The organism is Methanoculleus sediminis (assembly GCF_001017125.1).
GTDB lineage: Archaea > Halobacteriota > Methanomicrobia > Methanomicrobiales > Methanoculleaceae > Methanoculleus > Methanoculleus sediminis.
Genome location: NZ_JXOJ01000002.1, coordinates 528,494 through 543,469, shown reverse-complemented (window position 1 = coordinate 543,469; position 14,976 = coordinate 528,494). Strand labels below are relative to the sequence as shown.

The window sequence follows — 14,976 nt, the reverse complement described above, 5'->3', positions numbered from 1 at the left end:
GCTATGCGGCCTGGAGTTCCCGGACCGCGTCGCAGATGTACGCCAGTTCTTCTTCCGTCACCGACGGGTGGACGGGCAGGCTCACAACCGATGCCGCAAGGTCGTCCGATACCGGGCAGGAAGCGTGCTCGTTCTCGTAGACCGGCTGCCGGTTGACGGGGATGGGGTAATGGACGGCGGTCCCGATCCCCTTACCGCCGAGAGCGCTCATGAACGTGTCTCGCGTGAGCGGGTAGCCGGCCGGGAGTTTCACGACGTACTGGTGGTAGACGTGCCGGACGCCCGGCGCGACGCGTGGCGTCGCGAGCCCCGTGCCCGCGAGGTGGCGGTCGAGGTAGCGGGCGTTCTCGATCCGGCGCACGTTGAACCCATCGACCCGCCCGAGCTGCACGAGGCCGATGGCGGCGGCGATGTTCGTCATCCGGTAGTTGTAGCCGACGGCCGAGTGAAGGTATTTCTGGCTCTGGCCGTGGTTGATGAGGAGCCGGACGCGTTCCGCAAGGGCATCATCGTCGGTCGTGACCATACCCCCCTCGCCGGTGGTCATGTTCTTCGTCGGGTAAAACGAGAAGCAGGCAAGGTCGGCGAGACTCCCCGCCCGTCTCCCGTGGTACTCCGCGCCGTGCGCCTGGGCCGCGTCCTCGACGAGGACGAGGTTATGGTCGTCGCAGACCTCGCGAACCGCACCGACGTCGAACGGCTGCCCGAAGAGGTGGACGCCGACGACCGCCCGGGTGTCGGGCCGGATGAGAGCCGCGACCGAGTCCGGGTCGATGTTGAACGTCGCAGGATCGACATCCGCAAAGAGCGGCGTCGCCCCGCACATCGAGACGCTCGATGCCGTCGCAAAGAACGTGAATGCCGGGACGACCACCGAGTCCCCCGGCCCGATGCCGGCGGCGAGGAGAGCCGCATGGAGCGCCGCGGTGCCCGAGTTGACGCCGACGGCGTGGGCGGCACCGCAGTAGTCCGCGAACCGCGACTCGAACTCCGTGACGACCGACCCCTGGGCGAGCATCCCCGACCGCATCACCTCGGCGACGGCCGCGATCTCCTCCTCGCCGACGAGCGGCCGGGCGATGGGAACCTTCACCGGCACCGCCTCGCTTCAGGGGGGAGCGGCCGGAACCGTGCCGGAGCCCCCACCGCGAGCATCGCGGGCGGGACGTCCTTCGTCACCACCGCGCCCGCGGCGACGAACGCTCCCTTCCCTACGGTGACGCCGGGGAGGATCGTCGCGTTCGCGCCGATGACGGCATCGTCCCCGATCACCGGTCCCCGGAGGGACTCGTGCGGGCCGGGCGGATAGCGGTCGTTCGTCAGCACGGCGTTCGGGCCCACGAAGACCCGGTCGCCGATCCGGGCGCCGGTGGGGATGTAGACCAGGCTCTGGAGCCGGACGTCGTCGCCGATCGTGCAGTCGCCCTCGATCACCGCCGCGGTCCCGATCGCCACGCGATTGCCGATGGTCGTCTTTTCGCGGATCAGCACGTTGTGGCCGGTCTGGAAGCCGTCGCCGATCACGACGTCGCAGTAAATGATCGTGCCCGACCGGAGGACTGCGTTCCTCCCGATGGTGGCGCCCGGGTAGTCTTCCTCTCCCATCCGGTCACGGGAGGGAAACCCGATGGTCACCGGCTCGAATATCGTCGCCCCCTCGGCGAGGGCGTTGTGTCCATACTCAATCATTCAACGGTCACGCTCTTTGCCAGGTTTCGCGGCTTGTCGACGTCCCGCTGCAGGGCACACGCGGTGTGGTAGGCCAGCAGCTGCAGGACGATCGATGCGGTCAGCACCTGCACCAGAAGGTGTGTGTTCGGAATAGGGATGAAGATGTCCACGATATCGGCGAGTTCCGTATCGCCGGCAACCCCGAGAGCGATGACCGGGGCTTTCCGTGCCTTCATCTCCTTGATGTTCGAGGCCATCACGCCGTAGGTCGAACCGGGGGTGCAGACGGCGACCACCGGCGTCTCGGGTGTGAGCAGGGCGAACGGCCCGTGCTTGAGTTCTCCCGCCGCATACCCCTCGGCGTGGACGTAACTGATCTCCTTCATCTTCAGGGCGCCCTCCATCGAGACCGGGTAGAACGGCCCCCGTCCCACGAAGAAGACGTGTTCGGCCTTCGAACAGAGGGCGACCGCCTCCTTGATGTCCTGGAGGAGGACGTCGCCGATGGCCAGGTGCGCGTGCGAGAGGATATCGTCGAACGCCCCCTCGCAGCGCAGGTTGACGAGCTCCATCAGCGCCGCAAGCTGCGCCGTGTAGGACTTGGTCGCGGCGACGCCGATCTCGGGCCCGGCCCGCATCAGGAGGGTCTCGTCCGCAATCCGGGTGACCGTGCTCCCCTGCATGTTGGTGATGGCGAGCGTCGGGCAGTTGCGGGCCTTCGCCATCTTCAGGGCGGCGATCGTGTCCGCCGTCTCTCCCGACTGCGAGACCGCGATCACGAGGCCGCGGAGGGGCGGGGTAAAGTACTTGAATTCCGACCCCATCTCGACCCGTACCGGTATGTTGCAGAGCGGCTCGGCCAGGTACTTGAAGGCCAGGGCGGTGTGGTAGGACGTCCCGCACGCGACCAGGGTGATCTCGTCGGCCTCCGTGACCATCCGCTGCACGCGTTCGTCGATCCCCGCCCTGATGGTCTCGTAGAAGGACTGGGGCTGCTCGTAGATCTCCTTTAACATGTAATGGGCGAACCCGCCCTTCCGGGTATCCTCGACGCACCAGTTGATCAGCTCGATCGGGCGCTCCACTGTCCGGCCGTCATGGTAGACGGTGTAGCGGCCGGGCGCGAGATCGGCGACGTCGCCGTCTTCGAGGAAGATGACGCGTTCGGTGTACTCGAGGAGCGGCGTCATGTCCGAGGCGGCAAAGACCTCGCCATCCCCGACGCCGAGAACGAGCGGGCTCGCGTCGCGGGCTGCGACGATTCTCTGTGTATCCTCCGCGATCGCGAGAACGGCGTACGAGCCTTTGAGCAGGGGGAGGGTCGCGTTGACCGCCGCGAGGAGGTCGCCGTCGTAGTGCTCCTCGATGAGGTGGGCGATCACCTCGGTGTCGGTCTCCGACCGGAAGATGTGGCCGCGCCCTGCGAGCTGCCGCTTCAGTTCGCCGTAGTTCTCGATGACCCCGTTGTGCACCACGGCGATCTTTCCCGAGCAGTCGGTGTGCGGGTGGGCATTGAGATCGTTCGGTTCGCCGTGGGTGGCCCACCGGGTATGCCCGATCCCGGTGCATCCGCGGAGATCGGCCGCCCCGGCCTCGCCGTCCGAGATGCGGCCGGTCTTCTTGTACATCTCGATTGCGCTCCCGACCGTCGCGATGCCGAAGGAGTCGTAGCCCCGGTACTCAAGCCGCTTCAGGCCCTGGATCAGGACCGGGGTTGCATCCCGTCTCCCGATATAGCCAACAATTCCGCACATCTACATCACCCGCGTGCCGTCCTCGAGGATGCCGATCACCGTCTTCCCCTCCCCGATGGTGACACTGTTACCGGCGATACAATTCTTAAACGTTGTGAATGGTGCCGCGCGGACTCCCTCGCCGAGGACTGCGCCGAATTCCTCCTTCTGAACGAGGCCCCCGACCTCGATGAGGCTCGCGGACGGGTAGGTGGTGGTGTGGTCGGCAAGGATGCATCCCTGGCCGAAGACCGCCGAGACGATCCTCGAATGCGACCCGATCGTGACGTCGCTCATGATGAGCGAGTCGGCGACGTAGGTGAACGGTTCGAGCACGACCCCGTCGCCGATGCTCGTATCGGGCATGATTACGGTGTTCGGGCCGATGGTGCAGTTGTTTCCGATGGTGACGGGGCCGCAGATGACGGTATTCGGCCCCACGGTCGTCCCGGTGCCGATACGCACGGTGCCCCGGCGGGTGACGGATGCGTCGACCGCTCCCGCGATCCCGTGCGTGATCCCCCGAAGCATCCGGCTGTTCAGTTTCAGGAGATCCCAGGGGTAGACGGCGTCCTGCCAGTCGTCTGCCGGGATCGCCCGTATCCGTCGGCCCGACGCGATCATGGCGGCGAGGGCGTCGGGGATCTCGTTCGTCTGGAGGTAGGAGAAGACGTCGGGGGTGAAAGAGTAGATCCCGGTCGATACCGTGAACGTCGGGGCGTCTTCGGGTTTCTCGACGATCTCGCGGACGATGCCGTTCCTGATCACCACGACCCCGAAGTTCGAGGGGTTCGGGTGCTCGGCGACGAGCATGGCGTTTCGCTCCTCCTTGATCCGGGCTATCGATTCGGCGTTGATGTAATTGTCGCCGGGAAGAACCAGAAAGTCGTCCGTGATCTCCGACTCGGCCGCCCGGAGAGCATCCGCGGTCCCGAGCTGCCGCTCCTGCACGACGACCTGGATCGGGGCTTCGAGCCTGTTGAGGTGCCGGATGACCTCCTCTTTGCGGTAGCCGACCACCACCACGATGTCGCGGATTCCGTTCTCCAGGAGGGCGTCGATGACGTACTCGATGATCGGCCGGTTTGCGACCGGGAGCATGGCCTTGGGCTGGCTTCTCGTCAGCGGCCGCAGACGGCTCCCTTCTCCCGCTGCTAGAATGACTGCCTGCATCATATCACCTGATGATTGAGTTGTCCTCGATACATCCTTCGACGAGGGAGTGAGGAGCTACCCGGGTGCCGCTGCCGACGAGGCTCCCGACATTGACCGAGCAGTTGATCCCGAAGAGGACGTCGTCGCCGATGATGGCGCCGAACTTCCTCCGCCCGGTCGTCTTCCCGCAGACCTTCACCGCTCCGTTGTCGTGCCGGAGGTTCGCGACCTTGGTGCCCGCTCCGAAGTTGCACCCGCTCCCGACGATGCTGTCGCCGATGTAGTTGAAGTGGGGGATCTTCGTCCCCGACATGATGATGGAGTTCTTGAGCTCGGTCGCGTGCCCGATGTGGCAGTTATCCCCGACGGCGGTGGAGCCCCGGATATAGGCGTGGGGGCCGATGACGCAGTTCTCGCCGATGATGCAGGACCCCTCGATGTAGGTTCCGGCCCGGATGATCGTCCCTTTCCCGATGCTGACCGTCTCCGGGACGGTGCATCCGTCCTCGACGGTTCCGTGCCGTTCGTGGCGGATCGAGGTGAGAAGCCCCTCGTTTGCGTCGAGGAGATCCCACGGCTGCCCCACGTCGAGCCAGTAGTCCAGCGGGTATGCCCTGAGCGTCCCTTCCCCGATATAGGTGTCGAGCGCGTCGGTCAGCTCGAACTCGCCCCGGCCCGAGACCTTGAGCCCCGCAAGGAGGTCGAAGACGCCGGGTTCGAAGAGGTAGGCACCCGCGTTGATCAGGTTGCTCTTCGGGTCCTCGGACTTCTCCTCGAGGCCGGTGATGCGGCTCCCTTCGACGGTCACGACACCGTAGTCCTGCGGGTGGTCGGTCTCGTGGATCCCCACGCACGGAGCATCCATCCGGCAAAACTTCCCGATATCGTCGGATTTGAGGATCATGTCCCCGTTCAAGAGGAGGAACCGGTCGTCGATCATCCCTGCCGTCGCCCGCAGGGCGTCGGCGGTGCCGAGCTGGTGGCGCTGGGTCACGTAGGCGATATTCACGCCGAGGCTGCTGCCGTCCCCGAAGTGGTTCCGGATCTCGCGTTCGAAGTACCCTACGACGAAGGTGAAGTCGGTGATTCCTGCATCGCGGGCCGCAACGACCAGGTGCTCCATCATCGGGCGGTTCGCGATCGGAAGCATCACCTTCGGACGCCGGGCGGTCAGGGGCCGCATCCGTTTCCCCTCTCCTGCTGCCAGTACGACACACTGCATACATCTACTCCAGATTACGTTTCGCCCGTTCAAGGGCGGCATGCCCCGCTTCAAGCATCTCTTTTGCCTTTGCGGGTGTTTTTCCCTCGGCCGTGATCCGGACTTTCGGCTCGGTGCCGCTTGCCCGGATCAGGTACCAGCCGTCTTCATCCTCGCACCGGACTCCGTGCGTCGGCTCGTCTGCTCCCATCGCCCCCATGACCTCCCGCGGGGAGGCGATGCGATATGACTCCCGGAGAAGGGTGTAGCGGGGCATCCGGTCGAGTTCCTCGGCAATCGACCACTCCGACGCGATCTCGCAGAGGAGGGCCGCGGCGTAGACCCCGTCCGGGCAGTAGGAGTGCTCGGGGAAGATCCAGCTTCCCGATGCTTCGCCGCCGAAGTCTCCCCAGGAAAGGAGTTCTTCGGAGACGAAACTGTCGCCGACCGGCGTGCGGCGGACTTCCGCGACCTCCTCGATCGCCATCGAGGCGTCCACGGTAGTGACGACGCGCTTGCGGTCGAGATACTTTGCAAAGAGCATGAGGAGGTGGTCTCCGTCGATATAGCGGCCGCGCTCGTCGAACGCCATCATCCGGTCGGCGTCGCCGTCGTGGATCACCGCGCACGCGGCGTCCCGCTGCCGGACGATCTCGCCGATGTAGGGGAGGTTTGCCTCGAGCGGTTCCGACGGCCGGGCGAACCTTCCCATGACGTTGCAGTTCAGGCCGATCACGGTTGCCCCGGCCGCGGTGAGGAGGTCCGGGGTGATGACGCTTCCGGCACCGTTGCCGCAGTCGAGCACGGCCGTGATGGGGCGCGAGAGGCTGACCTTATCGAGGATCGCCTCCCGGTGTGCGTCAACCGCGTCTATCGGCCGGACGTGCCCCTGGTTGTCCCAGGTTCTCCAGTGTGTGCCCGTGACTCCGTCCTCGATCGCCGCCTGCTGCCGGAGGGTGAACGACGACCCGTCCGGGTTGAGGAGTTTGACCCCGTTGTAGGACTCGGGGTTATGGGAGGCGGTGATCATGCATCCCGCGTCCGTGTTCCGCGTAGCGTGCGCGACCGTCGGCGTGGGCGCGATGCCGCAGGAATAAACGCTTGCACCGGACGAGAGCATCCCGGAGACGACGCAGTGCTCAAGCAGTTCGCTGGTCGTGCGGGTGTCCCGGCCGACGGCGATCCCCGGGGCTCCGGCTGCGATCGCCGCTCCGACGCGGAGCGCGAGGTCGACGAGGCCGGGGCCGAACTCCTGCCGGATGCCGGAAGAGCCGAAAAGCATACTCCTGTATAATCCTTTCTTTCCTAAAAAAAGGTATTCATCGTCCGTAGGGACACCAGTGCTCGAGATTTATAAGGCCGCTGACCCCGGCGGCCGAGGGTCCGAGGAATATCATCCGTTTCTTCTCCCGGTACTCGTCGATGCAGGCGACCCCCGCATCGCTCGCCATGCCGTCCCCGCCGACCAGGAGGATGTCGGCCGCCTCCGGTGCGCCGACGATCTGTTTCTGAAGCGCCCGCTCGAGCACCGGCATCGGGCCGACGAGATAGATCTTCTTTCCCGCGACCTCGCGGGAGAGTTCCGCAAGGCAGGGGGCGTAGCAGTCGGGGGTGCAGGGCCGGAGTCTCCGCGCCAGGCAGAGGAACGCCGAGACGGTGTTGACGATCGCGCCCGCCGCGCCCCGCTGCTTCTGATTCGTGAGCGGCGCACCGAACATAAAGGAGATCCGGGTGTTCGCCCGGACCGGCTCGCTCGTGACGAACTGCCCGCTCCGCCCGCCGAAGCGTCCTTCCAGAGTGACGCCTTTGGGGTACTGACAGGCATCCGCGTCGTGGTTCACGGTGAGCGTTACGATCCCGTCCTCGCACCCGCTGTCCGCGAGGACTGTTTCCAGTCTCTCGATTGCATCGTGCCAGAAACTCATGATTTTTCCTCCGTATCCGATAAAATTGCCCGCACGGGCGACCCGTCGCCACCTTTGAGCCGCATCGGAAGCGCCGTCATGAAGTAGTCCCCTTCCGGCACGGCAGAGAGATCGAGCAGTTCGAGGATGACCAGCCCGCTCCCGAGCAGCCGGCGGTGGACGGAACCGTCGCAGTTATATGACTCGATCGACGGAGCGTCGGTCCCGAGGCAGGTTATCCCGGCCCCGACGATCATCTCCGCCGCTTCGGGGGAGAGTGACGGGTACCCGGGATCGAACTCCCGCCGCCCCGAGAACCAGGTCTTTACGAGGATCGTTCCCGTGCCGTCGAGGCGGCCGGCAAGATGGCCGGGTTCGATGACCTCCCTTACGTCGCTGCAGTCGAGCACCCGTGCGGGCCCCATCAGCACCGCGGGCGGGATCTCGTCGACCGTCATTCCTCCTTCGATGTAATGCGACGGGGCGTCGATGTGCGTTCCGGTATGGCTCCCGATGGTCATCTCGGTCACGCGATACTGCCCGTTGTCGATCTCGCGGAACCGGGGTCGGACGTCACCCGGGTAGAGGATGCCGTCTTCGGAGAGGGCCCGGGTGATGTCGTAGACCGTCACGGGGACACCTCTCCCTGCCACCCGAACTGCCCGATCAGCGGCACGAAGCAGACGCCGCCGAGCGGGATCGTCTCCACTCTCCCCTCACGTTTGATGAGTTTGACGAGATCCTGGCATTCCCGCGGCCCGACGGGGGCGACCAGCCGCCCTCCCTTGCCAAGCTGGTCGATCAGAGGGCGGGGGATCTCGGGCGTTGCCGCCGTGACGATGATAGCGTCATAGGGCGCCTCCGGCGGATAGCCCTGCGTGCCGTCGCCGACGACCACCTCGACACCGGTGACCCCTGCCCGCGCGAGGTTCTCCCGCGCCCGTTCGGCGATGTCCGGGAGGCGTTCGACGGAGACGACCTTCCCGGTGAGTTCGGCGAGGAGCGCCGCCTGGTAGCCGCTGCCGGTCCCGATCTCGAGGACGCGGTCGTGGGAGCGGATCTCCAGTTGTTCGGTCATGACGGCGACGATGTAGGGCTGGGAGATGGTCTGCCCCCCGCCTATGGGGAGCGGCCGGTCTTCGTAGGCCGCACGTTCGAGGTTTCTGGGCACGAAGAGGTGGCGGGGGATCTTCTGCATCGCGGCGAGCACCCGCTCGTCACCGATTCCCCGTGCCCGGACCTGGAACTCCACCATCTCCTCGCGTTCCCGTCTATAGGGATCGGCCTCCATCCTCCCGTCTCCCGAATCAGAATCCCGATTCAGCTTTGTCGATCGCGGCGTCGATCTGTTCCTGCAGGACCGCAGGCAGACCGCTGATCTTCACATCCAGAAACCCGCGTATAATGGTTGCGGTGGCCTCCTCCTCGGAGAGTCCCCGGGCCATGAGGTACTCGATCTCGTGGCGGGCGATCTTTCCTACGGCGGCCTCGTGGGAGAGTTCGGTGCCGGTCAGCGTTCCCTCGATCTCGGGGATGGCGTGGACGACGCCGTCCTTCAAGATCAGGCCCTTGCACTCGATATGGCCGCGGGTGTTGTCCTTCTCGCCGAGGATGTGGCCGCGGGAGATGATGGTGCCGCCGGTGGTGATCGCCCGGGTGATCAGTTCGGCGCTCGCGTTCTCGGCGCCGAGGATGGCGCGGGAGCCGAGGTCGAGGGTCGAACCCGGCGTCGCGACGACGATGCTCGAGAACCGGGCGACGGCGTTCTTCCCGACCAGACGGGCCGTCGGGTACATGTCGATCCGGTTGACCGGCTGCATGCAGACGTAGTTCGAGAGGAACGTTCCGTCCTCCTCGACGACGGTGGCGCTCCGCGGGAAGACGCTGATCCCCGGGTTCCAGTTGTGGATCATCGTGGACGTGACCTTGGCGCCTTTGCCGACGTAGATCTCGGTCACCCCGATATGCGCCCCGTGCTCCTTCTGCCAGGAACTCGCGCAGCCGGAGATGATGTTGATCTCCGATCCTTCTCTTGCGATGAAGAGGTTGTGGACGTGCTGCACCGGCTCGTCGCGCAGGAAGAGGCAGGCCTGGAGAGGCATCTCGACCTTCACGCCTTCGTGGGCGATGACGACGAGGCCCTGCGGGTTCTCCTGCTTCGCAAGGTATTGTGTGTATTTGTCCTTGTCACGCGAGACGGCGTTCCAGTAGTAGTCCCCGACCCAGTCGTACTTCTCGAGGGCGGCCTTGATGGGGATCATCTCGATCCCTTCGGCCCCGCAGGTGGTCTGGATCACGTTCTGGTCGATCTGAAAGAAACTCCCGCACCGGTTCTGCATCCCGACCTCGAGACCGGTCAGGGCGAGGCGTTCCCGGTCTTTCTCCGGGAGCCGTTCGATGTCCCCTACATCTGTTTGCAACGCAGACACTCTCCGTATCCTTTTTCCTTGACCACGCGCAGGATCTCGCGGGGGTTTCCGTGGCACCGGATCCGGCCGTCGATGAGCACATGCCCCTGGTCGGCCTCGAGGTAGTCGAGGATGTAGCCGGTGTGGGTGATGATGAGGCCGCTACGGCGGCGGTTGACGATATGGACATCTTTCTCGAGGAGGTTCGCGATCTCTTTGCCCATCAGGCCCATGTTCTCGAGGTCGACACCGCTCTCCGGCTCGTCAAGCATGAGGAAATCGGGCTGCTGGACTTTAAGTTGCAGGACCTCGCTCCGTTTGATCTCGCCGCCGGAGAACCCGACGTTGGTGTCCCGGGCGAGAAAGTGCTCCATGTTGACCGTCTGCGCGAGCGCCTCGATCGCGTCGTTGCCGAGATGAGACGTGGCGCCGAGGAGTTTTCCGAGTTTCAGCCCCGATATCGCGGGCGGGTGCTGAAACATCATACCGATCCCGAGATGGGCGCGCTCGTGGATCGGCATCCTGGTGATATCCGTTCCCTTGAAAACGATGGACCCGGACGTGATCGTGTAGCCGCCGAAGCCCATGATGGCTTTGAGCAGCGTGCTCTTCCCCGAGCCGTTCGGCCCCATCAGGATATGGGTCTCCCCCTGCCCGATATGGAGGTTGATGTCGTGGAGTTTCTCGGTGCCATCCACTTCCACGTGCAAATCACTGATATCCAGCATACGGCACTCCGTTCCATGTATTTGTCAGGGGATACATTAACACTTGCCAACGGAACAGTTCTCGTTTCGGCCGCCGGGAGGTCGATCCCCGTATGGTTGGCGGCGCTTTTTGGGATTTGCCGGCATTGTTATCTGGGTCCTCGAAACAGGGTCGGGATTGGAGGTGGAATCCCGGCGGTTCACTTTCACCCCGCACACGGCCTACGGTTAAGTAGCGCCCTCGCTCCGTTTGTTGTATGGAACGATCCGAATTCACCACGTTTGCCAGCCTCGCCGAGCGGGCCGCCCGGTATCCGACCGTTGTTCGGCGCAGCCAGATGCGTAAGGCGGCGTACTTCGCCTCCGGCGCCCCGGCAAACCGCACTCCTCTCCGGGTAGAGAGCCTCGCGTAAGCCCTCTCCCGGTCACCTCGCGAGATACTCCCGGGCCCGGAGGTACGACCCGGGCCGGTCGTGTGCGTGGCCGACGAGATGGTTGTGAAGGTTCACGGCAGCCTCCGCCTCATCGAGCATGACGTTGCAGGCTTCTACCGCATCGTTGTAGTCCCCGACCATCCTGTTGTATTCCGGGACGAGCCGGTTGTACTTCCCGGTCTCCCCCGACCGTAGGAGATCCGCCATCTTTGCGTCGAGGGCCACGAGAGCCTCCCGGTCCGCTTCGAGCTCGCGGGTGCACACCGCGAGTTCCTCTTCGAGTTCCCCGACCCGGTCGCGCGATGCGGAGAGGGCACGTTCGATCGTCTCGATCTCCTCACAGGCCGCATAGAGTCCGTCTCCGTCCCCGACCGGTATCACGAGCGGATCGGAGGAGAGAACCGTCCCGTCCGCGAGCGCCGCAGGCGGGATGCCGACGTAACTCCTGTTCGTGGTCTCGATGTAGGCATATGTTGTGTTACGGTAGCGGCACCCGGCGCTCTTCACCCCGACGGCCATGTGCTTCTCTTCCCCGAAGTAGAGGAGCGCGACCCCGTAGCCTTCCCGTGCGAGGAGCCCGGCGAGGAGGAGGCTTTTGTCGTCGCAGTCGCCCTCGGCGTCCACGTAGGTCTCGATCGGGAACTTCGGTTCTATCATCGAGGCATCGGTTCTGTAGGGGATCGACTGCACGAACACCGCGATCAGTTCGAGGTAACGGTCGTCGTCGAGTTCTTCCCGGTCCCGGATCTCGCGGAGACCCGCGAGCAGGTCGGTATAGAAGGGTATCTGGTGAGACTCATTGACGAACGCCAGGTAATAGATCGGGATCCACTCCTCCTCGGCGAGGTCTTCATGGAGGTAGAGTTGCCGGTCGGCCTCTTTCGCACCGGCGTAGACCGCGGGGTCGGGCTCGATCCGGATCGTCTCCTCCCGATCCCCGAAGGGGAAGGCGTAGACCGGCGCCTCCCCCGGGGCCGCCCCCTCGACCGGCACGATCGCCGGTGGGACGACCTCTCCCCCGGGCTCTCCAGGCCCGGGGAGGCCGCCCAGGCACCCGGCCGCGAGGATCGCGGCGGCGAGGACGAGCGCGGTGAGGATTCGTCGCCGCATAGGATCAGATATACTCCGGGAGGTCCGCGAGCGAGTCGATGACGAGGTCGGGCTCGATGCCCGACCGACGAACGGTCTCTTCCCGGTACTTGCCGGTCCTCACCAGGATGCCCTTCATGCCGCAGGCCCGGGCGCCGCCGATATCGGTGACGATGTCGTCGCCGACCATCGCCGCGTCGCGGGGCCCGGCCCCGATATCCCGGAGCGCACGCAGGAAGAACGCCGATGAGGGTTTTCCGATCAACTCCGCCTCTTTTCCGGCGGCGTACTCGAGCGCGGCCACGAAGGGACCGGCGGAGAGCATCAGCCCGTCCGTCCCCATCCAGTACCGGTCCTTCTCGAGCGCGACGAGGTCCGCGCCCTCCACAAGAAGGCGGAACGCCCGGTTCAGGCGCCCGTAGGAGAGATCGTCGGCTGCGTCGGCGACCACGACCGCATCGGCTCCCTCCTCCACGGCCGTGATGCCGGCCACCTCGAAGTCCGTCCGGGCGTCGGGAGTGGTGAGGAGGAAGCACCGGGTCCGGCCCCCTTCCCGCAGGTGTGCGGCGGCAGCGACCGGGGCGGTGATGACCCAGGGTTCCGGGACGGCGTAGCCGAGGCTCTCGAGGCGCCCGGTGACCGAACGGCGGGAGCGGCGGGTGGTGTTGGAGACGAACCGGTAGGGTATCCCCCGCCGGTCGAGTTCCCGGAGCGCTTCCCCGGCTCCGTCGACCGGCCGGTCGCCGACGTAGAGGACGCCGTCGATGTCGATCAGGACTGCTCCGATCTTCATATCTCTCCTTCTGTTGTCCGGGGGAGTATTTATGCGGTGCCCGGGAGGGGCGGCACATCCGTGAGAACCTTCATCGGGTTGCAGGTGTACCCGCCCCCGATCCGAAGATCGTCATGAGGAGGGGATGAAGAGATGGATGCATTCGAACGGATACCGGTGGACGTGCGATGGAAACTCGCCGCCCGCGAAGTCTCCGCGCTGCCGCTTGCCTACCGGAGAGCCATCAGGGACGGCGCCGACGATCACCTCTACAACGAGGTCGAGCGGGCGGTGTGGCGCGAGCAGGGCCGGGAAGCGGGCGTCATAGCCCGTGCTTTCGGGATGCCGCTCGGAAACGCCCGGGAGGTTGCGGAAGCGTTTGCGGCGGCGACGAGGTTGCTCTTCGGGCCGGAATACCGGTACGAGATCGGTGACTCGGCGCCGGGAGAGGCGATCCTGACCGTCAGGGGGTGTGCGATGACCGCCCGGGCAAAAGAGCAGGGAGAGAACCCGCTCGCCGCCTGCAACGCCTGTCACGCCTACACGAACGCCGCGATACCCGGCCTGAACCGGAACTACGCCCCGAATTACCGGAGCGCGATCTGTGCCGGCGACGCAGCGTGCTCGATCGTGGTGGGACCTGCACGGCAGTGACGCGGGAGGGGCATGCCCCGTTCACTTTCACCGTGCGGCGGTTATCTTGAATGCGGGCGGAGCTCAAACCCTGCCGGAAGGATGGTTCGCGCATTTAATCGGGCGGGGAGGTACGCTCCGGGCATCCGGTCGCCGTTCGTCGCCCGCCCGGATGACGAGGAAGCCCGGAGACTCCGGGACGACCTCGTTGCCGGATACCGGGGCCGGGCGCTTGAAGACGTCTTTTGCGGCCGTGAAACGCTGTGCCCTTCCGGGACGTGCTACGTCATCGAGTCCGAAAGTCCCATGAGCCTCGATGCCCGGGATCCCGGCCGGGCGGCAGCTGCCCTTCTCGGGGACCTCACCCTGGTCCGCGGCATCGGCGAAGCGACCCGGCGGCGGCTGGGGGAGCGGGGCTGCCGATCGGTCGCCGATCTTATGGGGCACCCTCTCTACCGCCGCGATGCCGCCCGGCTCCTCGATTCGATAACGGGAGGGGATACCCGCGATATCCTGGGACTGATCGAGCGGCGGCGGCGAAGGAGCGATCCGCTCCTCCTCGATGCCAGCCGGTTTCACGCACCCGAAGAGTTCGTCTTCCTCGATATCGAGACGCTGGGACTCTTCTCGCGGCCGATCATTCTCATCGGCCTCGCCCGGGTGAGCGGCGGGTCGATCGCCGTCCGCCAGTACCTCTCGAGATCGGTCGAAGAAGAGGAGGCGGCGCTCGCCTCTATTCTGCCCGACCTGGAGGCGGAGGGGACGGCCCTCGTCACCTTCAACGGCCGGGCGTTCGACGTTCCGTACCTCCGGGATCGGTTCGCCTGCCACGGCATCCCGGCAGACCTCGCCGTTCCTCACTTCGACGTTCTCCACTTCGCACGCCGGCGCTGGAGGGACTCGCTCCCCTCCTGCCGGCTTGGTGCGCTCGAGACGGGGGTTCTCGGCCTCGCCCGGGCGGACGACGTCCCGAGCCGGATGGTGCCGGAGTTCTACGAGACCTACCGCCGGACCGGAAGTCCCGGCCCGCTCGTCCCGGTCGTGGAGCATAACCGGCAGGATATCGTCTCGCTTGCCCGATTATTCGCGCTTCTCCGGGGTGATGGCGGCGGTGCGGCACCCGGCCGGGACCGGCCGGGAAGGGGCAGCAGGACGGAACATATCGAGACGGATCAGGAGGATGCCGAAAAAATACTTCCTTCGTACCGCGCACATCCCGAATGATAAGAACATCGGCAGATATTATATTTATGGAGCGATTAAAAAGGC

The 14,976-nt window shown here is 65.4% G+C and carries 16 protein-coding genes; 3 read left to right on the top strand and 13 right to left on the bottom strand.

Annotated elements, in window-relative coordinates:
- Position 1: 1 nt before the first annotated feature.
- The 11 genes from SZ63_RS05490 to SZ63_RS05440 are packed head-to-tail and all read right to left on the bottom strand — an operon-like array spanning position 2 to position 10,800.
- Positions 2-1,093, bottom strand: coding sequence for a DegT/DnrJ/EryC1/StrS family aminotransferase (locus tag SZ63_RS05490; protein ID WP_048183677.1), 1,092 nt, complete (start codon positions 1,091-1,093; stop codon positions 2-4).
- Complete coding sequence (locus SZ63_RS05485; protein WP_048182371.1) at positions 1,090-1,689, bottom strand: acyltransferase; 600 nt, start codon at positions 1,687-1,689, stop codon at positions 1,090-1,092. The genes SZ63_RS05490 and SZ63_RS05485 overlap by 4 nt, the downstream gene beginning before the upstream one ends.
- Positions 1,686-3,425, bottom strand: coding sequence for a glutamine--fructose-6-phosphate transaminase (isomerizing) (glmS, locus tag SZ63_RS05480; RefSeq protein WP_048182367.1), 1,740 nt, complete (start codon positions 3,423-3,425; stop codon positions 1,686-1,688). The genes SZ63_RS05485 and glmS overlap by 4 nt, the downstream gene beginning before the upstream one ends.
- Complete coding sequence (gene glmU, locus SZ63_RS05475; RefSeq protein ID WP_338151813.1) at positions 3,426-4,580, bottom strand: bifunctional sugar-1-phosphate nucleotidylyltransferase/acetyltransferase; 1,155 nt, start codon at positions 4,578-4,580, stop codon at positions 3,426-3,428.
- Between the two features lies 1 nt (position 4,581).
- The gene (gene glmU / locus SZ63_RS05470; protein ID WP_048182365.1) at positions 4,582-5,781 is read right to left on the bottom strand and encodes a bifunctional sugar-1-phosphate nucleotidylyltransferase/acetyltransferase; all 1,200 of its coding nucleotides are present in this window, start codon (positions 5,779-5,781) and stop codon (positions 4,582-4,584) included.
- A 4-nt stretch (positions 5,782-5,785) separates the two neighbouring features.
- Entirely contained in the window at positions 5,786-7,042 is a 1,257-nt protein-coding gene (gene glmM / locus SZ63_RS05465) for a phosphoglucosamine mutase (protein ID WP_048182362.1), read from the bottom strand.
- A 37-nt stretch (positions 7,043-7,079) separates the two neighbouring features.
- Positions 7,080-7,685, bottom strand: a complete 606-nt coding sequence (locus SZ63_RS05460) for a hypothetical protein (protein WP_048182359.1) — start codon at positions 7,683-7,685, stop codon at positions 7,080-7,082.
- On the bottom strand, positions 7,682-8,296 hold the full coding sequence (locus SZ63_RS05455) for a cyclase family protein (RefSeq protein WP_048182355.1): 615 nt from the start codon (positions 8,294-8,296) through the stop codon (positions 7,682-7,684). The genes SZ63_RS05460 and SZ63_RS05455 overlap by 4 nt, the downstream gene beginning before the upstream one ends.
- The gene (locus tag SZ63_RS05450; RefSeq protein WP_048182352.1) at positions 8,293-8,955 is read right to left on the bottom strand and encodes a protein-L-isoaspartate(D-aspartate) O-methyltransferase; all 663 of its coding nucleotides are present in this window, start codon (positions 8,953-8,955) and stop codon (positions 8,293-8,295) included. The genes SZ63_RS05455 and SZ63_RS05450 overlap by 4 nt, the downstream gene beginning before the upstream one ends.
- A 16-nt stretch (positions 8,956-8,971) precedes the next feature.
- Positions 8,972-10,093: a SufB/SufD family protein gene (locus tag SZ63_RS05445; protein WP_394298773.1), complete on the bottom strand. Its 1,122-nt coding sequence runs from the start codon at positions 10,091-10,093 to the stop codon at positions 8,972-8,974.
- A complete protein-coding gene (locus tag SZ63_RS05440; protein WP_048182344.1) occupies positions 10,069-10,800 on the bottom strand; it encodes an ABC transporter ATP-binding protein in 732 nt (243 codons plus the stop codon). Before SZ63_RS05440 ends, SZ63_RS05445 begins: the two co-directional genes overlap by 25 nt.
- A gap of 236 nt (positions 10,801-11,036) precedes the next feature.
- On the opposite strand from SZ63_RS05440, the gene SZ63_RS12915 reads away from it, so the two are divergent.
- On the top strand, positions 11,037-11,192 hold the full coding sequence (locus tag SZ63_RS12915; RefSeq protein ID WP_156168385.1) for a hypothetical protein: 156 nt from the start codon (positions 11,037-11,039) through the stop codon (positions 11,190-11,192).
- A gap of 12 nt (positions 11,193-11,204) precedes the next feature.
- Here SZ63_RS12915 and SZ63_RS05435 read toward each other — a convergent pair whose 3' ends face one another.
- Both SZ63_RS05435 and SZ63_RS05430 read right to left on the bottom strand, forming a co-directional pair.
- Positions 11,205-12,323 carry a hypothetical protein gene (locus SZ63_RS05435; RefSeq protein WP_048182339.1) on the bottom strand — a complete coding sequence of 373 codons (1,119 nt, stop codon included), beginning with the start codon at positions 12,321-12,323 and terminating at the stop codon, positions 11,205-11,207.
- A gap of 4 nt (positions 12,324-12,327) precedes the next feature.
- On the bottom strand, positions 12,328-13,095 hold the full coding sequence (locus SZ63_RS05430; protein ID WP_048182336.1) for a TIGR01458 family HAD-type hydrolase: 768 nt from the start codon (positions 13,093-13,095) through the stop codon (positions 12,328-12,330).
- 132 nt (positions 13,096-13,227) lie between these two features.
- Here SZ63_RS05430 and SZ63_RS05425 point away from each other — a divergent pair, with 132 nt between their 5' ends.
- The gene (locus SZ63_RS05425) at positions 13,228-13,728 is read left to right on the top strand and encodes a hypothetical protein (protein WP_048182333.1); all 501 of its coding nucleotides are present in this window, start codon (positions 13,228-13,230) and stop codon (positions 13,726-13,728) included.
- Between the two features lie 81 nt (positions 13,729-13,809).
- Complete coding sequence (locus SZ63_RS05420; RefSeq protein WP_052959067.1) at positions 13,810-14,931, top strand: ribonuclease H-like domain-containing protein; 1,122 nt, start codon at positions 13,810-13,812, stop codon at positions 14,929-14,931.
- The last annotated feature ends 45 nt before the right edge of the window (positions 14,932-14,976 follow it).